The 24,827-nt window shown below is 72.9% G+C and carries 19 protein-coding genes; 8 read left to right on the top strand and 11 right to left on the bottom strand.

The genetic code is table 11. The annotated features are described in order from the left end of the window. Positions 1-85: 85 nt before the first annotated feature. Positions 86-1,588: an MFS transporter gene (locus BUB75_RS30900; protein WP_073261818.1), complete on the bottom strand. Its 1,503-nt coding sequence runs from the start codon at positions 1,586-1,588 to the stop codon at positions 86-88. A gap of 206 nt (positions 1,589-1,794) precedes the next feature. On the opposite strand from BUB75_RS30900, the gene BUB75_RS30895 reads away from it, so the two are divergent. The 3 genes from BUB75_RS30895 to BUB75_RS30890 are packed head-to-tail and all read left to right on the top strand — an operon-like array spanning position 1,795 to position 3,667. Next, complete coding sequence (locus BUB75_RS30895; RefSeq protein ID WP_073261815.1) at positions 1,795-2,934, top strand: M24 family metallopeptidase; 1,140 nt, start codon at positions 1,795-1,797, stop codon at positions 2,932-2,934. A 41-nt stretch (positions 2,935-2,975) separates the two neighbouring features. Next, positions 2,976-3,140: a hypothetical protein gene (locus BUB75_RS46595; RefSeq protein ID WP_178380017.1), complete on the top strand. Its 165-nt coding sequence runs from the start codon at positions 2,976-2,978 to the stop codon at positions 3,138-3,140. Beyond that, entirely contained in the window at positions 3,137-3,667 is a 531-nt protein-coding gene (locus BUB75_RS30890; protein WP_073261813.1) for a potassium channel family protein, read from the top strand. The genes BUB75_RS46595 and BUB75_RS30890 overlap by 4 nt, the downstream gene beginning before the upstream one ends. On the opposite strand, the gene BUB75_RS30885 is transcribed toward BUB75_RS30890, so the two are convergent. Next, a complete protein-coding gene (locus tag BUB75_RS30885) occupies positions 3,582-4,067 on the bottom strand; it encodes a hypothetical protein (protein ID WP_073261810.1) in 486 nt (161 codons plus the stop codon). The two genes, BUB75_RS30890 and BUB75_RS30885, sit on opposite strands and share 86 nt — an antisense overlap. 197 nt (positions 4,068-4,264) lie before the next feature. Between BUB75_RS30885 and BUB75_RS30880 the strand changes: the two genes are divergently transcribed. Continuing rightward, complete coding sequence (locus tag BUB75_RS30880; RefSeq protein ID WP_073261809.1) at positions 4,265-6,814, top strand: winged helix-turn-helix domain-containing protein; 2,550 nt, start codon at positions 4,265-4,267, stop codon at positions 6,812-6,814. Between the two features lie 81 nt (positions 6,815-6,895). Beyond that, positions 6,896-7,435 (top strand): DUF308 domain-containing protein, encoded by a 540-nt coding sequence (locus tag BUB75_RS30875; protein ID WP_084741914.1) that lies wholly within the window; start codon positions 6,896-6,898, stop codon positions 7,433-7,435. Positions 7,436-7,440: 5 nt separating this feature from the next. Here the strand turns inward: BUB75_RS30875 and BUB75_RS30870 are convergent, their stop codons facing one another. The 4 genes from BUB75_RS30870 to BUB75_RS30855 form a co-directional block, all read right to left on the bottom strand. Beyond that, a complete protein-coding gene (locus tag BUB75_RS30870; protein WP_073262045.1) occupies positions 7,441-8,517 on the bottom strand; it encodes a M24 family metallopeptidase in 1,077 nt (358 codons plus the stop codon). 108 nt (positions 8,518-8,625) lie between these two features. Then, complete coding sequence (locus tag BUB75_RS30865) at positions 8,626-9,060, bottom strand: hypothetical protein (RefSeq protein ID WP_073261805.1); 435 nt, start codon at positions 9,058-9,060, stop codon at positions 8,626-8,628. A 10-nt stretch (positions 9,061-9,070) separates the two neighbouring features. After that, positions 9,071-10,447 carry a glutamate/gamma-aminobutyrate antiporter GadC gene (gadC, locus tag BUB75_RS30860; protein ID WP_425430906.1) on the bottom strand — a complete coding sequence of 459 codons (1,377 nt, stop codon included), beginning with the start codon at positions 10,445-10,447 and terminating at the stop codon, positions 9,071-9,073. 162 nt (positions 10,448-10,609) lie between these two features. Beyond that, entirely contained in the window at positions 10,610-12,088 is a 1,479-nt protein-coding gene (locus BUB75_RS30855; protein WP_073261801.1) for an MFS transporter, read from the bottom strand. Between the two features lie 141 nt (positions 12,089-12,229). On the opposite strand from BUB75_RS30855, the gene BUB75_RS30850 reads away from it, so the two are divergent. Continuing rightward, positions 12,230-13,597 carry a dipeptidase gene (locus tag BUB75_RS30850; protein WP_073261799.1) on the top strand — a complete coding sequence of 456 codons (1,368 nt, stop codon included), beginning with the start codon at positions 12,230-12,232 and terminating at the stop codon, positions 13,595-13,597. Positions 13,598-13,603: 6 nt separating this feature from the next. Further along, on the top strand, positions 13,604-14,335 hold the full coding sequence (locus BUB75_RS30845; protein WP_073261797.1) for a trimeric intracellular cation channel family protein: 732 nt from the start codon (positions 13,604-13,606) through the stop codon (positions 14,333-14,335). Here the strand turns inward: BUB75_RS30845 and BUB75_RS30840 are convergent. From BUB75_RS30840 to BUB75_RS30820, 5 genes are all read right to left on the bottom strand, one after another. Further along, positions 14,332-14,775, bottom strand: a complete 444-nt coding sequence (locus BUB75_RS30840) for a hypothetical protein (protein ID WP_143175511.1) — start codon at positions 14,773-14,775, stop codon at positions 14,332-14,334. The two genes, BUB75_RS30845 and BUB75_RS30840, sit on opposite strands and share 4 nt — an antisense overlap. Before the next feature lie 114 nt (positions 14,776-14,889). Then, the gene (locus BUB75_RS30835; protein WP_073261794.1) at positions 14,890-17,829 is read right to left on the bottom strand and encodes an ATP-binding protein; all 2,940 of its coding nucleotides are present in this window, start codon (positions 17,827-17,829) and stop codon (positions 14,890-14,892) included. A 45-nt stretch (positions 17,830-17,874) separates the two neighbouring features. After that, entirely contained in the window at positions 17,875-18,486 is a 612-nt protein-coding gene (locus tag BUB75_RS47280; RefSeq protein WP_073261792.1) for an ANTAR domain-containing protein, read from the bottom strand. A 101-nt stretch (positions 18,487-18,587) separates the two neighbouring features. After that, positions 18,588-18,842 carry a hypothetical protein gene (locus BUB75_RS30825; protein ID WP_143175510.1) on the bottom strand — a complete coding sequence of 85 codons (255 nt, stop codon included), beginning with the start codon at positions 18,840-18,842 and terminating at the stop codon, positions 18,588-18,590. Between the two features lie 41 nt (positions 18,843-18,883). After that, positions 18,884-19,321 carry an Hsp20/alpha crystallin family protein gene (locus BUB75_RS30820; protein ID WP_073261788.1) on the bottom strand — a complete coding sequence of 146 codons (438 nt, stop codon included), beginning with the start codon at positions 19,319-19,321 and terminating at the stop codon, positions 18,884-18,886. 224 nt (positions 19,322-19,545) lie between these two features. Between BUB75_RS30820 and BUB75_RS30815 the strand changes: the two genes are divergently transcribed. Beyond that, positions 19,546-24,759 (top strand): AAA domain-containing protein, encoded by a 5,214-nt coding sequence (locus BUB75_RS30815; RefSeq protein ID WP_073261786.1) that lies wholly within the window; start codon positions 19,546-19,548, stop codon positions 24,757-24,759. Positions 24,760-24,827: the final 68 nt, after the last annotated feature.

Below are 24,827 nucleotides of genomic sequence, written 5' to 3'. Positions count from 1 at the left end.
CGTGGTCGCCGCGAGGGCGCATCACCCGATTCGGATAGTCCCGTTACCCTTCGTTTGCAGATCCAAACATCGGCGGCCGAAAAATTCAGAACCGGTCGCGCCGCAGCATCGCCTGGCTGGGCATCGTGTGCGCGGACGAGACGGCGGCGGCCGCGTAGTCCGCCGGGTGGGTCCGCTCCGGGCGATGCCGTGCGGCCAGCACCGCGAGCGCCACGCCCAGCGCGGAGATCACCGCGAGGACGGCGTTGGCCCGGGAGAACTGGTCCGCCACCGACGTGGCGTGGTCGGCGTCGGCGGCGGGTGCGGCGTTCCCGTAGACCGCCGCGACGACCGCGACCAGCACCGAGGCGCCGATGTAGCGGGCCATGTTCGAGATGCCCGATCCCGCGCCCACCTCGCTCTCCGGCACCGCGCTGGTCGCCAGCGAGGAGCACGGGCCGTTGGAGAGACCGAGCCCGGCCGCGACCGCGACCAGCGGCACGACGAATAGCGCGTACCCCCATCCGGGGTCGACCGGGACGAGCAGCACGAACCCCACCGTGCTGATCGCGAAGCCGGCGCCGACGACGACCCGGGTGCCCAGACGCCGGGCCAGGCCGACCACGGTCGGCGACACGAGCACGAGCGTCACGGTGAGCGGGAGCGTGGCCAGGCCGGCGCCCATCGGGCTCATCCCGAGCGTCGCCGGGTCCTGGAAATACAGGCTCACCAGGTACCCGAGCGCGTTGACGGTCCCGGCGCCGATCAGGATGCCCAGCGTGCCTGCCATCAGCAGCCGGTTGCGGAGCAGCTCCGGCGCCACCAGCGGCGACTCCGCCCGCCGCTCCGCGTAGAAGAACGCGACCGCCGCGACGATGCTGACGAGGAACGAGCCGAGCGTCGCCGGTGAGGCCCAGCCCCAGTCGCCGCCCTTGGTCACGGCGAGGACGAACGGCGCGAGCACCGCGGCGATCAGCACCGAACCGGTGATGTCGAGCTTGCCGGAGCGGCCGGCGTCCCGGGACTCGGCGACCGCCCGCAGCGTGATCGGGATGCAGATCGCGGCGAGCGCGGCGTCCAACCAGAACAGGCCTTGCCAGCCGGACAGCTCGGCCAGCGCACCGCCGATCAGCGGCCCGGCGGCGGCACCGACCGCGGACGCCGCACCCCACAGCGAGATCGCTCCGACCCGGCCGGAGCCCGCGGTGCCGAGCGTCAGCAGCGTGAGCCCGCAGGCGATGATCGTCGAGCCCGCGGCGCCCTGGACCGCGCGGCCGAGCACGATGCCGACCCCGTTCGCGGACAACGCGATCCAGACGCACGACGCGATGAACAGCGCCAGCCCCCAGAGGAACACCCGGCGGCGGCCGAGCAGGTCGCCGAGGACGCCCGCGGTGACGATCACCGCGGCGCCGACCAGGCTGTAGCCGGTCACCGCCCACTGCAGCGTCGACAGTGGCGCGTCGACGTCCCGGCTGATCGCCGGGAGCAGGATCGACACCGCCGACGTGTTCGCGTTCACGACCAGCGTCGACAGGCACGTGACGAGGAGCAGACTGCGGGCCGCGGGGCGGCTCGGCGCGGCGGCCACGTTCTCGGCACCGGACATCGGGCGTCCTTTCGTCGGCCTCTCCCGGACCCTCATGCTCGGCGTGCCGCACCCCGCGGCGGCTCATCCCCGGCGGGTGACGCCCGGCCCGCGATGGCGCGGCACGGTGGAATCGCCCGCCAGGGGTGAGGCCCCCGGGCGGGTCTTCGACCACCGTGGGAGATCCGCGGTGCTCCGGTGTGCCGCCCGGCCGAGGAGCAGGATCGATGACGCAAGCGCCGTACCGGCCCTGGCCGAGGCGCTCCCCGGCCGTCGACGCGGAGGATCTCCGCAGCCGTCTGGAGCGTGCCACCGGGGAGGCCGCCCGCTCCGGCTTCGACGGGATCCTGGCGACACCCGGGCCCGACCTCCGCTACCTGTGCGGGTACACGCCCGCGTCGGGCGCCGACCGGCTGACCGTCCTGGTCCTGTCGCCCGGCCAGGACCCGACGCTGGTCGTGCCCCGTCGGGACGAGCGGGCCGCCGCGGCGTCGCCGGCCGCGGCGGCCCTCACTGTCGTTGCCTGGGACGACACGGACGGCCCGTACCGGCCCCTGAGCGACCTGCTGGACCCGGCGGGCGTCTACGCGGTGTCGGACTCGGCCTGGGCGCGTCACCTGCTCGGCATCGAGCGCGTCGCACCGGCGGTCGTCTTCCACCCGGTCTCCGAGGCGTTGCCGATGCTGCGCGCGCTGAAGGGTGAGGAGGAGGTGGCGCAGTTGGAGATGGCTGCGGCCGCCGTCGACTTCGCGTACGCGGACGTCGTGCAGGGGCGCTTCGCCGGCCGCACCGAGCAGGAGGTGACCGCCGACCTCGCCCGATGCCTGTACGGACGCGGTCACTCCCGGGTGGACGCCGCAGTGGCCACCGGTCCGTCCGGTGCCGATCCGCTGCACACTCCCGGCCACCGGCCGATCCAGTTCGGTGACGCGGTCGTGCTGCGTCTCGGCGGCGTCGTCGACGGGTACCGCGCGGACCTCGTCCGGACCGTCAGCGTCGGGCCGCCGAGCCCGGAGCTGCACCGGTTCCACGACGCCGTGTACCGCGCTCAGCAGGCAGCGACCGACGCGGTCCGGCCCGGCGTGCCCGGCCAGGACATCGAGCGGGCCGCGCGGCGGGTACTGCTCGACGCCGGGCACGCGAAGGCCCACTGCGCCGCGCACGGCGTCGGCCTCACTGCCGACGAGCCGCCGTGGCCGGTCGAGGGCGACGTCCAGCCGCTCAACGTCGGCATGTGTTTCGCGTTCGAGGTCGGCGTCCACCTGACCGGCCGGTTCGGCGTCCGGCTCGGGGACGTCGTCACCGTGACCCGGGCGGGCCGACGCGTGCTGAATCGGGCGCCGCACGAGCTCGCGGTCGTGTACTGATCCGACACGGGCGTCCGGCGACGGACGCGGAGAGGACCCTCATGGTTACCGGAACATCGGCCACCGTCGCGCCGCCGGAGGTGGCGCCGGCCCCACGACGCGGGATCCGCCCGTCGTCGTTCCTCAACATCTATCTCGGACTCTTCGTCGGAGCACTCGCCGGCCTGGCGGCCGTGCTGATCCGGCGGCGCCTGCGCGGAGGATGACGCCGGTCCGCGCCACGCTGCTGCGGTCGGCGGGCACGACGACGCTGCTGTTCGCCGTGTACTACGCCGCTCCGGGATTCTCGGCGCGCACGAGTTGGAGCGCGATCGTGCTGGTCGCGGTCGGAACCGTCGGAGTGGCCGCCGTTCTGGCCTGGCAGACCCGCGTGATCGCGCGCTCGGAGACACCGCGGCTGCGGGCGATCGACGCGTTGGCCGTCTCGGCGCCGTTGTTCCTGGTGACGTTCGCGACCGCGTACCACGTCCTGTCCGGGGTGGACCCGGAGAGCTTCACCGAGCGGCTGTCCCGCCACGACGCCCTGTATCTGACGATCACCGTGTTCTCGACGACGGGATTCGGGGACATCGCCCCGGTCAGTGCCCCCGCGCGGCTGCTCGCATCGGTGCAGATGATCGGCAACATGATCTTCCTGGGGCTCGGGATCAGGGTGCTGGTGACGGCCGCCCAGATCGGGGCGAAGGGCCCACCGCGCTTTCCGTCCGATGACCGGGTCGACACGTCCGGGTGAGTGGATTCTTTCCGACCGGCCGCGGCAGCACCGCGGCGAACCGGACGGTTCCGTCGCTGTCCCGGATCGCGCTCTCCAGGCTCAGATCGTCGGTGGCGCGGACGACCAGGACCAGCGCACTCCGCTCCGGACCGAGCGCGGCGCGGAGCCCGGCGAGTTCGTCGAACTCCGATCCGTCGGTAAGGGGCCGGGCGGACGCCCTCGACGTGCCGAGCAGCAGCACGTCGGTCACGTCCTCCTCGCGAAGCGCACCGCCGCCGTCCGCGACGAGCAAGGTCGCGCGAACTACCGTCGTCGCCTCGGTGGCAGCGATGCGCTCGGCGACCGCGGCCAGTCCGGTCGCCAGGGCATCGGTGGGGAAGTCCGCCACCAGCAGTCGGGTGCGGTCCGTGCCGCTCATCTAGGTCTCCCTGCCGCGTCCGATGTGCCCCGCCATAGACGGTGTTCCTCACCCAGGCCGTTGCAAACCGCCCACGCGAGGTTGCTCACCGGTGTGCGTAGCGCCAGGTAGTGCCCCCATTTCGGAGCGACAAAAGCGCCCGTATCCCGTATCTTCGGGCGGGGCAGACCGGGCCGAGACGCCGCTAGGGGGCAGCGATGAGTGATCCGGTCGCCGTTCCCCGCCCCCCACCGCACCACCTCGTCCGCCCGCGCTTGACCGAGCTGCTCGGCCGTCGTCCGCTGACGACCGTGGTGGCGGAGGCGGGCGCGGGAAAGACCGCGCTCGTCGCGGACTGGGCGCTGACCGGTCCGGTTGCCGGTCCGGTCGCCTGGCTCACGGTCGACGCGGACGCGGACCCGCCCGACTGGGCGTCGGTGGTGGCGGCGCTCCGCCCTACGGTGCCCGCGCTGCCGGTCGGCGCGGATCCGAACCCGGCCGAGTTAGCGGCAGCGCTCGCGGCGCGCGGCTCACCGGTCGTCCTGGTCGTCGACGGGGCGGACCGGATCCCCGACCCGGTCGGGATCGGCCTGGACCGGCTGGTACGCGCCGCGCCGGACGCCGTCCGCCTGATCCTGCTCGGCCGCACCGCCCCACCGCTTCCCACCTATCGCTACCGCCTGTCCGGTGACCTCACCACGATCGACGGCCGGGACCTGGCGCTCCGCCTCGACGAGATGTCCGCACTGCTCGGCCGGTACGGGGTACGCGTGTCGGCGGCGGAGGCCGACGCGCTCTACCGGCGCACCGAAGGCTGGGCCACCGGGGTCTGCCTGCATGCGTCGGCGGTCCACCGGGGCCTCGAGACCACGCACCGGCTCTGCGGCGAGTACCTCCGTGCCGAGGTGCTCGCCGACCTGCCGCCCGCACTGCAGGACCTGCTGCAACGCCTCTCCGTGCTGGACGTCGTCGAGGTGCGGCTCGCGGAGTGGCTGACGGCGCGGTACGGCGTCCGGGCGACGCTGGAGGAACTCGTCGCGCGCAACGCGTTCGTCCGCCCGGCCGGCGACGACACCTACCGGATCCACCCGCTGCTCCGGGACGTTCTCGCGGACGACCTCGCCGCCCGGCACCCGAGCGCGGTCGCCGCGCTGCACAAGGGCGCCGCGTTCTGGTACGCGGAGCGGCACCGGCCCGCCGAGGCGGTGGCGCACGCCGCCCGCATCGACGAGTGGCAGTACGCCGCCGAACTCGCCGTCGACCAGCTCGGCGTCGGCTGGCTGGTGGGAACGCTCGACGAGGCCGGGCCGGGCGCTGTTCTCTCCGAGCTTCCGGCGCAGACGCCAGGTGGGGCGGCGGCGGTCGTCCGGGCCGCGATCGCACTCGGCCGCCACGACCTGGGTGCCGCAGGCACCGCGGCGGCGAACGCGGCGGTGCTGGTGGACGAGCGGTCGGCGCCGCATCGTTCGGCGCTGGCCGCCGTCGATCTGCTGCTGGCCCGCCGCACCGGGGACGTCGTGGCCGCACAGGACGCGGCGATGCGGCTGGACCTGCTCGCGGTGGCGCACGGACCGGACGACGCGCTCGCCGACGATCGGACCCGCTCGCTCCTGCTGGCCAACCTCGGTGCGGCCCAGCTGTGGACCGGCGACCTCGGTGGCGCGCGCCGGATGCTGGAACGCGCCGCCCGCGCCGGGACCGGCCACGGGGTCCACGATGCCGAGGGCCAGCTCGCGCTGCTGGAGCTGGCCGAGGGGTCGCTGGGGCGCGCCGAGCGCCAGGCGGCCGGTGCGCTGTCGGCGGCCGACGCGGCCGGTGTGCGCCCGGTGGCGCGGCTGGGGGCGGCGAGCGTCGCCCTGGCGATCATCGCGTTCGAGCACCACGACCTCGCGACGGCCCGCGCGCACCTGCCCCGGGCGCTGACCGCGGTCGACGCCCGCCACGACCCGACGACCGCGCTGGCGCTCGTGCTGCTGCGGGCCGGGGCGTCGACCGCGCGGGGGGACGGCAAGCAGGCGCTCGCCGTGCTCGCCGGATTCCGGGCGCTGGCGGCCGGGTGGCGTGCGAACCCCGAGGCCGAGCACCGGATCGACCTGGCGTCCGCCCGTGCCCACCTGACGCTGGGGCACCTGGACAAGGCCCGCCGTCTCGTCGCCGCGGTACCCGAGTCGCCCTGCCGGACGCTCGTCCACGGCCGGCTCCTGCTCCTGACCGGAGAGTTCGGCCGGGCGGCCGACCTGCTGGCCGGCACGCACGCGCAGGATCTCGGCACCGACGCCGGGGTTCGGCTCGCGTTGCTCCGGGCGGAGGTGGCGTTCCTGACCGGCGCGATCGACGCGGCCGAACGTGGGGTCGCGGAGGCGCTGGCGGAGGCGCGTGTGGACGAGCGTCGCCGCCCGTTCGTCGACGCCGGGCCGTGGTTACGCCAGCTGATCGACCGGCAGCCGGCGCTGGCCGATCCGTATGCCCGGCTGTTCCGGGCCCCGGCCGAACCGTCGGCCGTCCGGGACGCCGATCCGCAGCCCGAGATCACGGTTCCGCTGACCGCGCGGGAGACCGAGGTCGTGAGCAGGCTCGCCCAGGGACTGTCCACCACCGACATCGCGCGCGAGCTCAACCTCTCGGTCAACACGGTGAAGAGCCATTTGAAGTCCGTTTACCGCAAGCTGGGGACGTCCGACCGGAGCGCGACCTCCCGCCGCGCCCGCGAGCTGCACCTCGTCGACGACGTCGCGGACGGCCGGAGCGGATTCACTCCCGCGGGGTGATCCCCGGCCCCGTCCCTGACGAGACGCTCTCCCCGCGGATCCCACCGGTGGGGGTTCCCGAGCGACAGGGGAAGGGCATCGATGGCTACCGAGTCTGCGGTGGGGACGGTCGGACGGAGTTCGGCCTGGATGGTGGAGGCCGCACTGGGCTTCCTGTGGATCGTGCTGGGCGTGGCCGTCCTGGCCTGGCCGGAGGCGACGATCCGGGTGGTCGCGGTGCTGCTCGGTCTCGGGCTGCTGGCCGTCGGCGTGATCCGGGTGCTGCTCGGGCTCGTCGCGGGACGCCGCCTCGGCTCGATCGTGGTCGGTGTGGTGCTCGCGGTCGGTGGCGTGCTGTGCCTGGCCGACGTCGCCACCGGCAAGGGCGCGCTCGCGTTCCTGGTCGCGGCACTTTGGGTGATCGACGGCGCGGCCGAGCTGGTCCTCGCGGTCGGGGCGCGCGGCAGCGATCGGATCTGGCTCTTCGTCGTGGGCGGCCTGACGGTCGTGGCCGGCATCGCGTTCCTGGTGTGGCCCCAGCTCTCGCTGGCCTCGATCGTGCTCACGATCAGCATCGCCGCGATCGTGATCGGGTTCTGCCAGATCGGGTTCGCGGCGTCGCTGCGGCGCTCCGGCGCCTGACCTCGTCAGTGCACGACGGCCAGCGTGTGGCTGGTCGTGTTCAGACGCCGTCCGCCGTCGTCGGTGACCGTGACGATGTCCTCGATCCGGACGCCGAAGTGGCCCGGCAGGTAGACGCCCGGTTCGATCGAGAAACACATACCCGGTTCCAGCTGCTGCTTCTCGCCCTCGACGATGTAGGGCGGCTCGTGCGTGGTGAGCCCGATCCCGTGGCCGGTGCGGTGGACGAAGTGTTCGCCGTAGCCGGCCGCGGTGATGTACTGCCGCGCCACCCGGTCGATCGACTCACACGTCACGCCGGGGCGGACCGCCAGGAACGCGGCTTCCTGTGCCCGGCGGACGACCTCGTGGACCTGCCGGACCTCGGCGGACGGCTCGCCGATGCTGACCGTCCTGGTGGTGTCCGACCCGTAGCCGGCCTTGATGCCGCCGAAGTCCAGCACGACGGCGTCGCCCTCGCGCATCACCCGGTCACCGGCCTCGTGGTGCGGGTTCGCGCCGTTGGGGCCGGACCCGACGACCGTGAAGTCCACCTCCGAGTGCCCGTGTTCGGTCAGCAGGTCGGCGAGGTCGCGCGCCACCTCGGTCTCCCGGCGTCCGGCGAACCGGACGTCGAGGATCTGGTGGTACGTCGCGTCGGCGGCCGCCCCGGCTGCGGCCAGGCGCTCCAGCTCGTCGGCGTCCTTGATCGCCCGCAGCATCGGGAGTGCGGTGGTCAGTGGCGCGTATCCGGTACCGGGCAACCGGTCCTGGAGCCCGAGCAGCTGGAGCGACCAGGCCGAGTCGGAGATCGCGTAGCGTCCGCCGGGATCGAGCACCCCGGCGGCGAGCCGGTACGGATCGCCGCCGTCGGACCAGTCGCGGAGCGTCAGGCGCGTCGCGGCGGGCGCCGCCTCGGCGTCCGGACGCTCCAGGGTCGGCACGATCAGCGTCGGGTCACCGTCGACCGGGACGACGAGCAGCGTGAGCCGCTCGGTGATCGCCACCGGGGCGTAGCCGGTCAGGTAGAGCAGGTCCGGGCCGGGTGTCGCCAGGATCCCGTCGAAACCGGCCTTCCCGGCGGCTCGGGCGGCCCTGGCCATCCGGGCGCTGAAGTCGTCGGGCGTGAACGGAGCCGGCTCGGCGGTCGCGCGGTGCGCGGTGCCGCGCAACGGCCGCCGCTGATCGGGGTGCGTCACGGGGAATCCCCTCTAGGAGTACCGCAGGCCGTCGCGGTAGCGCTCGAACGTGGCCAGCTGGTCCGGGCAGTAGACGCTGAGCACGATCGCCTCGGCCCGGACCAGGTTGCGGGCGACCAGCACCGGCCGGACGCCGACGTGCGCGGCGCCGTTGGTCAGCTGCAGGTTCCAGATCGCCTTCTCGAACGCTCCGCCCGGATCGCGGCACGGGAAGCCGCCATCTGTGCCGAGCGTCTGCACGAGGAAGTCCCGGGACGGCGTGGGGAGCCCGGCGTCCTCCAGCGCGGCGATCGTCTGATCGGCCTTCACCCTCGCCACGCTGTTGTCGGTCGCGGTCGGGAACACGATCAGCGCCCAGATCGCCAGCAGGACGAACGCGGTGGCGATGACCGCGTACAGGATGACGCGGTTCCGGTCGTGCGCCGATGCTTCGGTCTCGACGGACATCAGATACTCCTCACACCGTGGCTTCAGCCGGGGTTTCGGGCTCGTCCGGCGTCGCTGTCTTCCAGCTCGGCTTCCGGAACCGGTAGAGCAGGAACGGGACGAGCAGGCCGATCACGACGACCCCGGTCCCCACGATCAGGATGTAGCTGGCCGGGTTGCCGCCACCGAACTGGGACGGCGGAACGAACCCGATGAGGAGCGCGGCCAGCGAGGCGAAGAATCCGACGCCGCAGAGCAGGCCGAGCGCCGGCGCGCGGTAACCGCGCGGGTGGTTCGGCTCGAGCCGCCGCAGCCGCACCGCCGCGATGAACATCAGCAGGTACATGATCAGGTACACCTGCGTCGTCATCACCGAGAAGATCCAGTACACGCTGGAGACGTCCGGGATCAGCCCGTACGCCAGCGCGATCACGGTCGTGAGCACGCCCTGGGTGACCAGGATGTTCTGCTGGACGCCGTGCTTGTTCATCTTCTGCAGGAACGGCGGGAGGTAACCCTGCTGGCGGCTGATCAGCAGCAGGCCCTTGGACGGGCCGGCCAGCCAGGTCAGCATGCCGCCCAGCGACGCGCAGACGATCATCAGCGCGAGGATCGGCGTGAGGAACTCGATCCCGAACTCGGCGAAGAATCCCTGGAACGCCTGCATCAGCCCGGCGGTGAGGCTCAGGTCCTCGGCCGGGATCACGAAGCTGATCGCCAGCGCCGGCAGGATGAAGATCGCCAGGACCAGGCCCATCGCGAGGAAGATCGCCCGCGGGAACTCCTTGCCGGGCTTGCGCAGCGACGACACGTGGACGGCGTTCATCTCCATGCCGGAGTAGCTCAGGAAGTTGTTGACGATGAGGACGAGGCTCGCCAGCCCGGCCCACTCCGGCAGCAGGTGCCCGGCGTCCATCGGGGCCGCGGAGTCGTTGCCCTGGAGCAGGTAGACGATGCCGAGCACGACCAGCGCGACGCCGGGGATCAGCGTCCCGATGATCAGGCCGCTGCTCGCCAGCCCGGCCAGCGCTTTGGTGCCGCGCGAGGAGACGTAGACGCCCAGCCAGTACACGATGATGATCACCGCGGCGACGTACACGCCGTTGCTGGCCAGGTCGGGGGCGAAGACGTAGGCCAGCGTGCTCGCGACGAACGACAGCAGGCTCGGGTAGTAGAAGATCGTCATCGCGAACTGGCACCAGACGGCCAGGAAGCCGGCCGGGGATGAGATGCCGCGGGTGACCCAGTTGTAGACGCCGCCCGACCAGCCGGACGCCAGCTCCGCGGAGACCAGCGACGTCGGTAGCAGGAAGACGATGGCGGGAACCAGGTAGAGGAACACGCAGGCCAGCCCGTAGACGGCCATCGTGGGGGAGGGCCGCAGGCTGGCGACCGACGAGGTCGTCATGAACGCCAGCGCGGTCCAGGCGATGAACTGCGGGTTGGTGGCGACCGTGCGGACCTTGTCGACGGCCGAGCCGGACCCGCCCGACCCAGAGGCGCGCGGCTCGACCGAGTCCGCGCCACTCAACGCATCCGTACTCATGCGTCCTCCGTTAGCCTCGTAGTGTCAGCCACGGTCGCCGCCCGCCGAGGGCGTGGCTTCATCCGCGCGGAGTGAGCCTGCGGTGGTGTCGGCTGTGGACGCCTCCGCCCCGGCCGGCCGCCACATGAGGCGGACGACGACGGCGGCGAACAGCGTGAACACACCGGCGGCCAGGATCGCCCGGCCGATGCCGATCGCCTCGACCTGCCGGAACGCGGCCTCGGGGGCGCCCTCAGCGGCGTCGTCGGGGCGGAAGGCCTGCGACACCGCCATCAGCACGGCGACGCCGAGCGCGCCGCCGAGCATGCTGGTCATCTTGAACAGGCCGGCCGCGGTTCCGGCCAGCCGTTCCGGCGGCCCGGCGACCGCGGTGTCGGACAGCGGGATCGACAGCAGGCCCAACCCGGCGCCGACGACGACCAGCCCGGACGCCAGCAGCGCGTACGAGTAGTCGCGGCCGATCAGCCCGACGATCACGGTTCCGACGCCGATCGTCAGCAGGCCGGCGACGACCGGCAACCGGGCTCCGCGTCGCCTGCTGAGCCGCCCGCCGAGCGGGTTCACCGCGAGGATCGTCACCGTGGACGGCAGGAGCAGCAGCCCGGCGGCCACCGCGCTGTACCCCTCCACGTCCTGCAGGTGCAGCGTGAGCAGGAACGTGGTCCCGGCGAAGACCATGTTCATCACGGTGTTCGCGACCAGCGCGCCGTCGAACGACCGCACGCGGAACAGCGCTAGGTCGACCAGCGGAAACCGGGCGCGGTTCTCCCGCACGACGAACACGACGATCAGCACCGCGGTAGCGGCGAACAGCGCGAGCACCAGCGGGTGGGTGAAGCCGAGCTCCTGTCCCTCGGTGCAGCCGTACAGCAGGCAGAACGCCGCGAGGGCGCTGGTGAGGATGCCGGAGACGTCCAGCCGGCGCGGTACGGCCCGGTCGGTGGACTCCGCGGTTCCGTAGCCCACCAGCGCGAGCGCCACCACGGCCAGCGGTGCGTTCACCCAGAAGATCGACCGCCAGCCGATCGTGTCGGTGAGCAGGCCGCCGACCGCCGGACCCGCCGCCTGGCCGACCCAGGCCACGGCCATCCACGCGCCGAATGCGGTGGGTTGCTGCGCTCGCGGGAACATCGCCGGGATCAGGGCCAGGGTCGCGGGCAGGATCAGCGCGGCGCCGATGCCCATCAGCGCGCGCCCGGCGATCAGGCCGGCGACCCCGGACGGAAACGCGGCGAGCAGCGCGGTGACGCCGAACGCGACCAGCCCGGCCTGGAGCATCCGGCGTCGGCCGTAGAGGTCACCCAGCCGCCCGGTCGCGAGCACCAGCGCGCCGGTGACCAGGCTGAACGCGTTGTTCGCCCACTGCAGGGCGGTCAGCGAGCCACCGATGTCCCGGGAGATCGTCGGCACGGCGACGCCGAAGTCCGCGAACGCCAGCCAGACCAGGCCCGCGGCCGTGCACATCCCCACCAACCCGACCCAGCGTCGGCTGTCCCCGGCCATCGGCGCCCCTTCCGGTCGTCCGGGATGCACGGGACCACAGGGGACACAGGACTGAATTCACCCGCAGTGGGTGAAGTACCGACACCGCCGTCCTGCGGATGATCCGGCCACGCCACCCCTCGCGAACGAAGGAAGCTCCGGATGACGACTGACATCTCCCTCGACGTCGGCGGGCTCCGCGACCGTGTCACGGCTCTCATGCCCAGGGCCCGCGCTGACCTGGCCGAACTGGTCGCGTTCCGATCGGTCGCCGATCCGAAGCAGTACCCGCCCGAGGAGTGCGAGCGGGCCGCCCAGTACCTGATCGACGCGTTCGGGGAGGCCGGGCTGCGCGACCTGGTGGCCTATCCGACGCCCGACGGCAGCAAGGCCGTTTTCGGTCAGGCGCCGGGCCCTCCCGGTGCGCCCACGGTGCTCCTCTACTGCCACTACGACGTGCAGCCGCCGCTGGACGAGGGCGCGTGGCTCACGCCGGTGTTCGAGCTCACCGAGAAGGACGGGCGGTGGTACGGACGCGGCGCCGCGGACTGCAAGGGCAACATCGCGGCGCACCTCACCGCGCTCCGGGCGCTGGGCGGGAACCTCCCGGTGACCGTCAAGCTCATCGCCGAGGGCTCGGAGGAGCAGGGCACCGGTGGGCTGGAGGAGTTCGTCCCCGCGAACGCGGACCTGCTCCGCGCGGACGCGATCCTGGTCTGCGACGCCGGTAACTTCGCGGTCGGCGTCCCGACGCTCACGACGACGCTGCGCGGCCTGGCGAACGTCGTGGTCACGGTGCGAACGCTGAACAGCGCCGTGCACTCCGGACAGTTCGGCGGCGCCGCTCCGGACGCGCTGCTGGCGCTCATCCAGATGCTCGCGACGCTGCACGACGCCGACGGGAACACAACGGTCCGTGGCCTGCCGCGCGACCAGACCTGGCCGGGCGTCGACTACCCCGCCGACCAGTTCCGGGTGGACGCGAACGTGCGGCCAGGCGTCGGGCTGATCGGCTCCGGCTCACCCGCCGACCTGCTCTGGGCCCGGCCGGCGCTGACCGTGCTCGGGATCGACTGCCCGCCGGTCGTCGGGTCGTCGGCGGCCGTCCAGCCGGAGGCCAGAGCCCGGCTGAGCCTGCGGGTACCGCCGGGCCTCGACGCGACGGCCGCGCAGCAGGCGCTGGTCGCACACCTGCGCGCGGTCGCGCCCTGGGGCGTCGACCTCGACGTGGAGCCGGAGTCGTTCGGCCAGCCGTTCTCCGGTGCGACCGAGGGCCCGGCCTACGCGGCGCTGCAGGACGCGCTGGAGCAGTCGTACGGGCGGCCGCTGACGACGCAGGGCCAGGGCGGGTCGATCCCGCTCTGCAACGTCTTCCGCGAGACCTATCCGGACGCCGAGATCATGATCCTCGGCGTGGAGGAGCCGCGGTGCCTGATCCACGCCCCGAACGAGAGCGTCGACCCGGCGGAGATCGCGGCGATGGCGCTGGCCGAGGCGCTGTTCCTGCTGCGGTTCGGCGCGGCCGGGTAGCGCGGGGTGCTGGCGGCCGACGTCACGGCCGCGCTGACGATCCCGGCCTGGTTGGACGCTGCCTCGGCGGCGGTCGGCGGCCTGTTCGGCGCGCTGACCGCCCGCCAGGCGGGCCTTGACCTGATGGGCTCGGTGGTCATCGCGGTCGCTACCGGTCTCGGCGGCGGGCTGCTGCGCGACACGCTCCTGCAACGCGGGACGCCGGTCGCGCTCACGAACCCGTGGCTGATCTCCACCGCGCTGGTCGCAGCGCTCGGCGGCATCCTGTTCGCCCGGGTCGCCACCCGGCTTTCCACACCGTTCGCCCTGCTCGACGCGCTGTTCCTCGGCGTCTACTCGGTGGTCGGGGCGGACAAGGCGGTGCGGGCGGAGCTTCCGCTGGTGTCGTGCGTCCTGCTCGGCGTGATCACCGGCGTCGGCGGCGGTGTGCTCCGGGACATCCTGGTCGGCGACCGGCCGGTCCTGCTACGACCCGGCGCGGTGTACGCGACCGCGGCGGCCCTCGGCGCGACGCTCTACGCGGTCCCGGTGTCGCTCACCGGAAACGCGGGCGTCTGGTTCGGCCCCGCGGTCGCGCTCGTCGTCGCGCTGCGGCTGGGCGCGATCCGTCTGGGGTGGAGCACGCCGTCGCCGGAGGCCGTCGACGCCCGGGTCGCCGCCGTCGCGGCGCTGCCCGCCCGCCTGGCCCGCCGCGTCCCCATCCGCCGCCCGCACCGCATCGACCCACCGGAGCGCTAGCTCAGGGGGACGCGGACGCCGGGGCTGGCGGGGGCGGCGTGCAGTTCGAGTTCGTCGGCCACGAAGCCGTCCGGCAGCGTGAACACGACGGTGACGGTCGCCGTCTCCTGCGGCTCCAGCGGCGTCAGCCCGACCGCGCCGTTCACGCCGTGCTCGTCGGCGCTCACCAGCTTCTGGCTCTCGCTGAAGAACGAGACGTAGGCCGAGGTGCGGTTGCGGACGACGAGCGTGACCGCGAGCTTGCCCGGCCCGGCAGGCCGGATCGAGCGGAGCTTCATCTCCAGGTCCCCGTCGGTGACCGCCGTGGTCGACCCGACGCTGGGTTGCGCGGTCGTCGAATTCGGCCCCGGCTCGTCGTCGTCGGAGCCGAGGAACCGGATCGCACCGGTCGTCACCGCCCATAACACGAAGATCAGCGTGAGCAGCACGATTCCGATCACGAGGACCCGGCCCCGGGGGACGGGGCTGCGATGACCGGGTTCGTACGAGGGCGGCGCCACAGGCAGGTCCCAACGACGGCGGGTCGAAGCCAACCCAGTATCCCCGCAAAACCCTCACCCGACCGGCTCTCCCGGCGGTCGGCTCGGGAGACGGATGCAGAAGCGCGTGCCGTGGGGCTCGGCCGTTTCCGCGGTGATCGTGCCGTGATGGGCCTCAACGATCGCTTTGGTGACCGCGAGCCCCAGCCCGGTGCCCTTGATCCCGCGGTCCAGCGCCGTGGACGCGCGGAAGAACCGTGTGAACAGCTGGGGCAACTCGTCGGCGGGGACGCCGATCCCGGTGTCGGCGACTGCGATCTCCACACCGCCGTCCACCGGCTTGCCGCTGACCGAGACGGTGCCGCCCGCCGGGGTGTACTTGACCGCGTTGCTGAGCAGGTTGTCCAGCACCTGGCGCAGACGGGTGGCGTCACCGTGGACGGGCAGGTGCGCGGCGAGGTCGGTGACGAGCGTCAGGCCCTTCGTGTCGGCCTCGGGGCGGTGGTCGCCGAGCGCCTCGCGGACGAGTTTGGTCGCCGACAGCGGGCGCGCGTCGAGGCGCACGTGGCCGGCGTCGATGCGCGCGAGCTCCAGCAGCTGGTCGACGAGCTGCTTGAGGTGGGCGCTGGTGCGATCGATGACCTCGGCGTAGGCGCGGTGCTCGGCCGGCAGATCGGGGTCGTCGAGCAGCAGCTCGGTGTACCCGCGGATCGTGCCGATCGGATTCCGGAGCTCGTGGCTGACGACCGCGACGAGCTCGTCCTTCATCCGGTCGAGGTCGCGTAGCTTGGCGACCTGCTGCTGCTCGGTGGCGAGCAACTGCTCGCGGCGTTCGGCCAGCAGACGACGCTCGGTGACGTTCGTCGAGATCCCGTCGACGACCAGCCGGTCACCCTCCGGGCGTGGGACCGCACGGGTCCAGATCCACCGGGTCTCGCCGTCGAAGCCACGGATGCGGTACTCGACCTCGGCGGTGCGTCCGGCGCGGATCGCGGTGGAGAACTCGGCGAACGGCGGCTGGTCCTCCGGGTGCAGACGCTCGCTGAGGATCGCGCCCGCGTTGGCGCCTCCGGGAAGGGCTGCGCCGAACACCCCGGCGCTGTTCGGGCTCGTATAGACCTCCCGGACCGCCCCGTCCGGTCCGAACTCCACCGTCCACAAGAAGTCTTCGATCTGCGCGGCGACGCGCTCGAAGTCCCGGCGGGCCGCGGCCAGTGCGAGCGCGAGGTCCTCGGTGCGGCGCCGAGCCAGATAACGTCCGATCCGGGCGCAGACACCGTCGAGCATGATCAACGTGTCCGCGTCCGGGGGGTCTGTCCCGTTCAGGCAGAACAGGACGACACCCGACACCGTGTCCGCGGTCGGGACCGGTAGCCCGATCCGGATCCGGACGTCCTCCTCCTGCGGATCGGTGACGATCGTGGACCGGTTCTCCCAGACTTCCCGGGCGAGCGGGTCGACGGCGTCACCCGGGTCGGGGCCGTCGGTGCCGAACCTCCGCGCGTGACCGCAAGGGCTGCCGCCCGGATTCACCCAGCGGCTGATCCGGACCGGGCGGGGAGACTCCTCGTCCAGTTCCCAGTACTCGCCGCACGACCAGCCCAACCCACCGGCGACCGCGGCCAGCGCGGCGCCGGCGGCCTGGTCCGCCGAGGTCGCGTCGGCGAGCGCCTGCGCGACGGCCTGCTCGGCCCGCCGCAGCGCCTCGGCCCGGTGGGCGTCGGTGATGTCGTGCAGCGCGACGACGGCGCCGAGGCGGCGTCCGTCCGGGGTGTCGATCGGCCTGCCGTTCGCGAGGAACCGCCGGGCGGACACACCCGGTGCGGTGATCACCATCTCCTGCCCGTCGACGACCTGGCCGGAGAACGCGCGGGTGAGCGGGTTCTCGTCGGGCTCGAGCGGGGTGCGTCCGTCGGGGCCGTGCAGGTCGTAGGTTAGGGCCCAGGTCTCCGCGTCCAGCGGCTGGATGTTCGTGCCGTGCATCCGCAGCAGGGCCTGGTTGAACAGCGCGAGCCGCCCCGCGCTATCGCACGCGACCACCCCGGTGTCCAGGCTGTCGAGGAGCGTCTGGAGGAACGTGCGTTCGTCGGCCAGCCGCTGCCGTTCGTGCTCCAGGGCGGCACGGGCCGACAGCCGGTCGGTGATGTCCCGGATGAACGCGTGAAACATCGTCGTGTCCCGGTCGCCGCTGACCTGGAGCGTCAGCTCGATCGGGAACTCCCGGCCGTCCCGGTCCACCGCGGCGAGTTCGAGACGCTGCCCGGCGAGCGTGGACCGCCCGGTCGCCCGGACCCGCTCCAGGCCACGCTCGTGGGCCTCGCGGAACCGCTCCGGCACGATCAACCCGGTCAGGCCCTGCCCGACGGCCTGGGCCGCCGACCACCCGAACATGCCTTCGGCCGCGGCGTTCCACGCGGCGATCGACCCGGACGGGCTGATCGCGACGTAGGCGTCCAGCGCGGTGTCGAGGACACGCTGCCTGCGGTTCGCGGACTCCGCGAGCCGCCCGTTGGCCTGCCGCAGCGCGATCTCCGCCTCGGCCGCCGCGGCGAGGTCGGCGAGCGTGGCCAGGTCGAGGTCGGTCCAGGTCCGTGGACGGGTGTCCATTACGCAGAACGTCCCGAGGACGTGTCCCTCTGGGCTGCTCAGCGGGATGCCGGCATACGCCACGACGCCGCCGGCCACCGCGGGGTCGTCCCGGAGCCGGTCGTCCAGCCGGGCGTCGCCGACGACGAGGGCGGCGTCCTCCAGCACGACGTGCCGGCAGAACGAGCGCTCGAGCGGCGTCTGCCGCTCACCGGTCAGGCCGTGGGCGCTCGCGAAGAACTGCCGGTCGGCTTCCACCAGCGAGACGAGCGCGATCGGCGCCCGCAGCCAGCGGGCGGCCAGGCCGGTGAGGCGGTCGAGGATCGGAGCGGACGTCGTCTCCGACAGACCGGTCGCCCGCAGCGCCTGGAGCCGGGCGGGGTCGTTCAGCCGGCCCGCCGCGGTCCCCGACCAGACCTCCTCCGCCACATCTCTTCCCGATCGGCCGGGTGGCAGGCTCGTTGAGCAGTTCCGTCAGGCCGGTGTTCTGCCCCTACGCGGACGCCGGGTCGGCGAGCCCGCCAGCCGACCGTTCTCGACCAGCGCGGCAGCGACGTCGGCGAGCTTCTGGTTGGACCGCTGCGACGCGACGGAGAGCAGCTCGAACGCGTTCTCGGCGGAGATCCGGTGGCGCTCGATCAGGATGCCCTTGGCCTGGCCGATGAGATCCCGGGTGCGCAGCGCGGCGTGCAGGTGGTCGGCGTGGCGGGCCTCGGCGAGCACCGGTGCGGCGACCGCGCCGCAGACGGTCGCGAGCGTCACGTCCTGATCAGGGATGGACGTGCCGCGGGCGTAGAGCGTCAACAGGCCGTCGACGCCGAGCGGGACGCCGAGTACCGCGCGGACGTCGTACTCCGCGGCGGCTCGGGAGAGCTCCGGCCTGCGGTCGTCGGGCAGCCGGACGGGGCCCGGCGCTACGTCGTCCTGCGCGCTCCGCAGGCGGTCGAGGCGGTCGGCCGCCACGCCGCTCGCGGCGGACGGGTGCCAGCCGTCGTCGCTCCGGATCAGGACACCGGCCTCGTGTCCGGTGGCGTCCGCGAGGGTGGCCACGACCAGGTCGAGGACGTGATCGAGGCGAGCGCTCATCCACCACCTCCGTTCCGGCGCGCGGAGCCGACGGCGCCGATCGGGGCGCCGTCGGCTCACTGTGCTGACCTGTCTCCTTTCCGGATTACTGTGAGTTACCGTCAGGTTCGTCTCGGCGGCGACCGCTCCTGGCGCCGCGGGACACCGCACGCCCGCCGGCCGCGCCCGCACCGTGTCCGCTCACCCACCGGTGCCGGACGTGGTCTCCGCCGTTGCGGGGGAGAGGCTTCGTCGGGTTCCGGCGGATCCCACGCGGCGTCGATCAGCTCCTCGAACTCCGCTCGGACGAGATCGGGATCGGCGGCGATCAGCGCGTAGAAGGCTTCGTCGACGTCGTCGGGAGCCGCTACGGACATGTCTGCCTCCCGCGGGAGCACCACGGGCCCGTGGGGCCCGGTCAGGCGTTGATCTGCTTCGGGCCACTCTCGGCGTGCGCGATGCTGATCTTGCGGGGCTTGGCCTGCTCGCGCACCGGGATGCGCAGCGTCAGCACACCGTTGTCGTACGAGGCGTTGATGCGCTCGGTGTCCAGTGCTTCGCCGAGGAAGAGCTGCCGGGTGAACACACCCAGCGGGCGCTCTCGTACCTGCACCTCGGTGGGCTGCTCGGCCTTCGGCCGGCGCTCGGCACGGACGGTGAGCACGTTCCGTTCGACGTCCAGTTCGACGGCTTCGGGGGAGACCCCCGGCAGGTCGAAGTCGACGACGAACTCGTCACCGACGCGGTACGCGTCCATCGGGATCACCGACGGCTTGGACCAGGTTCCGGTCGCGCCGCCGAGCAGTTGCTGCGTCAGCTGGTCGAGCTGCCGGAACGGGTCGGTGCGCATCAACATGGCGTCCTCCTCCGAACTCGCTAGTGGTCGTCAACGCGCAGTTATTTTGTAGCACGTCGTCCGAACGATGACAAGCCCAGTGTCGTCGGAGTGATGACCTGGATTCGCTGACGTTCGGCCGAGCTTCGACTGTCCGAACTGGCTGGTGAGGGATCGGCGTTGCGGGTTCTGTCGGTGGGCTCCGTTACCGTGCCCGGAGATCGGCGGCACGGTGAAGGGGCGTCATGGGGGCGGCAACGGTCGGTACCGACACCGCGGAGGCGCTGCGCGGGCGGCTCTCCCGGTTCGCGCAGTATCTCGCGGCGCTGCGGTCGCTCTGGGCCGAGCCGATCCGCGGGCTCGACCAGGTCCGGTCCTCTCTGTACTGGCAGCATCACCTGCCGGTCGGCCCCGGCGGCGCCCAGCTCGGTGACGTGCTCGACGGGCCATGGCTGGCCGTCCGGCGCGTCGCGCTGCCGCCGCCGCCACGGCCGTCCGCGTCGATCGGACCGCTGGTGACGGCGTACGACGACCCGGCTCGTGAGCCGCAGCTGCGGGCCGACTGGGCGCAGCTCGCCGCGGACCGCCGGTTGCCGCTCGAGGCGGGCCCGCAGGGGGTCGCCGACTGGGTCGCGCGCTCCTGGCGTCCGTGGGCGGAGGAGGCGCAGGAGGCCGTTCGAATCCGGTCGTGCTACCACCGGCTGTTCGAGCTGCGGCTGGCCGCCGAGCGGCAGGCGGGCACCCACGAGCTCGTCTGGGGCCACGGCGTGCTGGTCGCGACGATCAACGGGCACTCGGTCGAGTACCCGCTGGTCGTGACCCCGGTCCAGGTCGAGGTCGACGTCGATTCGGCCTCGCTGACGGTCGCGCCGGGCGCGGAGAGCCGCCTGCAGAGCGAGATGTTCGAAGGGCTGCCCGTCGAGGTCAAGGCGCTGCTCGAACTCGCGGAACCGGGTGGCGTCCTGAAGTTCGACCCGTGGAACGCCGAGCAGCGCGAGGACCTGTACCGGCGGGCCCTGATCCGGCTGGGATTCGACCCGGTGGTGGTCGGGCCCGACGACGACGCCCCGGTCCGTGACGCCTACGTCCGCGACAGCGGCCTGCTGATGCTGCGGCCCCGGCGTACCGCGCTACCCGGCTTCCTGGAGCAGATGCGCGAGCGCATCGCCGAGGGCACGGCGACGCTCGGCGCCCTCGACATGATGCTGGCCGATGCGCCGTCGCTGCTGCCGGACACCGAGGACGAGCGGTTCCCGGCCGGCGAGCGCGTGCTGTTTCCGCTGCCCGCCAACGACCAGCAGGTGGCGATCGTCCGGCGGCTGGCCCGGCACCGGCTGGTGGCCGTCCAGGGTCCGCCCGGCACCGGCAAGACGCACACGATCGCGAACCTCATCTGTCACCTCGTGGCGAACGGGCAGCGGGTGCTGGTCGTCGCGCACCGCGAGGAGCCGCTGGCCGAGGTCCGGGAGAAGCTGCCCCCGTCGATCCGGCCGCTCGCGGTCAGCGTGATGGGATCCAGTTCCGCGCAGCTGACCCAGCTGCAGATCGCCGTCCAGCACCTCCAGGGCCAGGCGGCATCGCTGGAACCCGATCGCACCGCCCACGCGCTCCAGCAGACGTACGCGCTGCTGGAGCGGGCCGAGCGGGATCGGGCGGGTAAGCAGGCCGCGCTGCGGGCGGTGGCCGAGCGTGACGGGCGCACGTTCCGGCTCGACGGCGCCGAGGCACCCGCGACCCAGGTCGGCGAGTGGCTGCGCGCGCACGAATCGACCTACGGGTTCATTCCCGATCTGCTCAGCGCGGCCGATCCGTTCCCGCTCGGCGCCACGGAGACCACGGCGCTGGTGGAGCTGACACGATCGCTCTCACCGGAGGCGCGGAGGGACGCGATCCGGCGCTTGCCGTCCTGGGCCGAGCTCCCGAGCGGCGCGGTGCTGCACCGGATCGACGACCGGTTCGCGCGGGCCGCTGCCCGGGTGCGCGACCTTCGGGCCGACGGCGTCGACGTGGAGGCAGTCCGCCGTTCCGGCCGGGCGGCGGTGACCGATCTCGCCGACGCGCTCGAGCAACTCGCCCACGGCGTCAGTAGCCGACCGGCGTGGGTCGAACGCATTGCCGAGCAGATCGCGCTCTCCGAGACCTGGCGGGAATCCTGGGTCACCGGCGTCGAGCGGTGCCGCGAGGCGGTCCGGGAGACCGCCCGGTGGAAGACCGACACCGCTTCCTACGACGTCGACATCCCGGCCGACCTGGAGACCGACCGCGGGCGGCTGCTCGACGAGCTGACCGCCATCCGCGCGCGGCTGACCGACGGCAAGGGCCTGAACCGGGTCCTGCACCGGCGCCTGGTCACCGTGCGCGATGCGATCCGGGTCAACGGAGGAACAGCGCGCACGGTCGAGGACATCGACGCGGTGATCGGCACCCTGCGGCTGCGGGACGAGCGGGCGAAACTCGCTCGCCGCTGGGTCAACCTGGTGGTCGAGATCGACGGGCCGCCGCTCGACGCCGAGGTGGCCCCCGAGCACGCCGTCGGCCGTCACCTCCCCGTGCTTGGCGCGGTACTGGAGGCCGAGGCGACCCGGTGGCCCGAGCTCCGGGCGCAGGCCGCGCGCTACCTGCCGTTTCCGCCGGAGGGCCGCGCCGATCCGGCCGCGGTGCAGTCGCTGGCCGAGCGGGTCTCGGGCTTGCTGTCCGTCCACGAGCTCGACGAAGCCGACGCCGAACGCCGGGCGGTGCGCGCCACGCTGGACGACGGGCTGGCCGACGCCTACGGCGCGGCGCACTGGCGGCGCCTGCACGAGGCGTGGACCGCCGGCAACTACGACGATTGGGACGCCGTACTCGCCGACAGCGAGCACCTCCGCACGCTCACCGCGGGCGCACGCCGCTGGCGCGATCTCTGGGCGACGCTCGACCGGGCCGCACCGCTGTGGGCCGCCCGCGTAGCGGAGGCGACCACACTGCCGGACGCGGACGTGTGCGAAGCCGCCTGGCGGTGGCGGCAGGCCGACACCTGGATGCGCGAGGTCATCGGCACCGAGCAGACCGGGCAGCTCAGCCGCCAGATCGACGCGCTCAACGAGCGGATCCGCGAGCTGACCAGGGAGATCACCACGCAGTCGGCGTGGCTGTCGGTCGCGCAGGGCATCGACGACCGCACCCGCGACGCGCTCGGCGGGTGGGCGCTCGCGCTCCGCAAGATCGGCAAGAAGACCGGCGAACGGGCCGCGCCGCTGATCGCCCTCGCCCAGGAGAAGATGCGCGATGCCCAGACCGCCGTCCCGGTCTGGATCATGTCCGCCGACCGCGCGATCCAGCAGTTCCAGGGCGGCACCACGCCGTTCGACGTCGTCATCGTCGACGAGGCCAGCCAGTGCGGCCCGTTCGCGCTGCCGGTCCTGTCGCTGGCGCGCCGCGCGGTCGTGGTGGGGGACGACAAGCAGATCGGTCCGTACGCGGTGGGCATTCCGACCGAGGCGGTCGTCCGGCTCACCGAGCAGCACCTGACCGGGATTCCGTCGCGCGAGTTCTTCGACCTGACGACCAGCGTCTACGACCACGCGCTGCGCCGTGCGCCCGAGAAGCTCATGCTCACCGAACACTTCCGGTGCGTGCCGGAAATCATCACGTTCTCGAGCATCCACTGGTACGCGGGGGCGATCCAGCCGCTACGCACCGACCGCGGTGGCTTGCCGCCGATCCGCACCGAGTTCATCCCGGAGGGGGTCCGGCAGGACATCGGGGGTAAGACCGTCAACCACGCCGAGGCGGACGCGCTCGTCGAGACGATCTGCCGGCTTGCGGTCGATCCGCGCTACGACGGCAAGAGTTTCGGGGTCGTCAGCTTGCTCTCGGGCAGCAATCAGGCGCAGTACATCGAGGAGGCGCTGGTAGAGCGCCTCGGCGTGCAGGAGATGGCGCGCCGTCAGTTGAAGGTGGGGGACTCGTACGCGTTCCAGGGCGCCGAGCGGGACGTGATGTTCCTCAGCCTGGTCGTTTCGGCGAACGACACGGGACGGATCGGCGCCTTCACCGCCCAGGATCGCGAGCGCCGGATCAACGTCGCGGCGAGCCGGGCCAAGGACCAGATGTGGGTCTTCCATTCGGTCCGGGCGGACGACCTGGGCCTCGACGACGTCCGCGGGAAGCTGCTGCGGTACTGCGCGGACCCGCAGCGGCCCGACGAGGTCTACGACCGGCTGGAGGACCGGTGTGAGTCGGGGCTGGAGCGGGCGGTGCTCCGGAAGCTCGTCGCCCGCGGGCTGACGCCGGTGCCGCAGTTTCCGATCGGCAGTTACCGCGTCGACTTCGTCGTGCCTGCCCCGGACGGGCGGCGGCTCGCGATCGAGTGCGACGGCGATCAGTATCACGGGCTCGATCGCTGGGAGGACGACCTTCGGCGGCAAAGCGTCCTGGAGCGGGTCGGCCGCTGCGTGTTCTGGCGGGTGCGCGGGAGTCACTTCGCCCGGGATCCGGAGGGCGCCCTGGCGGGGCTGTGGGCGCTGGTCGCCGAGCTCGGTATCGGCGCGGCCGGGGAGGGTCGGTCCGGGTCGGCGGCGGACTCACCGGTCGAGCCGCGGTTGACGGTCGACGACGTGCTCGATGTGCGCCCGGTCCCGATCGTGGCGTCCGCTCCGACGCTCGACCGGGAGCCCGCCACCGCTCCATCGGCAACTCCGCCGGCACCCCCTGAGCCGCCCCTGCCGCCCGTGCCCGACGGAGGCGCCAATCCGGCGGCACGACAGCGGCCGGCCCCGCCAGCGCCGCCAGAGCCGGTGGTGGCGCCTGCGCGGGTGGTGCCGGCTGCGGCAACTCCGCCGGCACCGCCGCAGCCGGTGGTGGCGCCCACGCAGGTGGTGCGGACGGCAGAGACGGCTCCACCGGCGCCCCCGGAGCCGGTGGCGGCGCCTGCGCGGGTGGTGCGGACGGCGGAGGCTGCTCCGCCGGCACCGCCGCAGCCGGTGGCGGCGGCGCGGGCTGTGGAGGCGGTGCCAGCGGCGCGGGCCGTGGAGGCGGGTCCGGCGGCTCGGGTGTCCGACAAGCCGTCGGTGCCGGTTCCGCCGGGCTACCGGCTGGCGGGGTGGATCCGGCCCGACGAGGCGGCCGCCGTGCTCGCCGCCTACGAGGGCGAGCGCACGACCTTCGTCCGGTCCGGCGGCGCGAAGGTCGGCGAGGCGCGGTACTACGCCGAGGGCACCGAGGAGGCGCAGAAGTTCCACGCGAACGTGGCGCTGCTGCGGATCCGCGCGAACGGTCAGGAACGACTCATCCGGTGGGTGAAGCAGTACGAGGCGGAGGCGATCTTCCGAGCGTTCAACGCCCGTCAGGACCTCATCGTGCGCGACGCCGACGGACGCCCGGCCGGCAAGGTCGAGTTCTTCCCGCCGGACAGCGCGGAGGCGAAGGCGTACCGGAGCACCACTCGTCTGCTTCGGGGTCGGCCTCCCGCGGAGTGAGGCGATCGGTCCCGCGGTTCCCACCAGCAGGCAGTATCGCGGGTCGCCGCGGGCAGGCAGCGTCGCGG

This window comes from Cryptosporangium aurantiacum, from assembly GCF_900143005.1.
Taxonomy (GTDB): Bacteria; Actinomycetota; Actinomycetes; order Mycobacteriales; family Cryptosporangiaceae; genus Cryptosporangium; species Cryptosporangium aurantiacum.
Note: the sequence above shows the minus strand (reverse complement) of the source record. Positions and strands in the feature narration are given on the sequence as shown.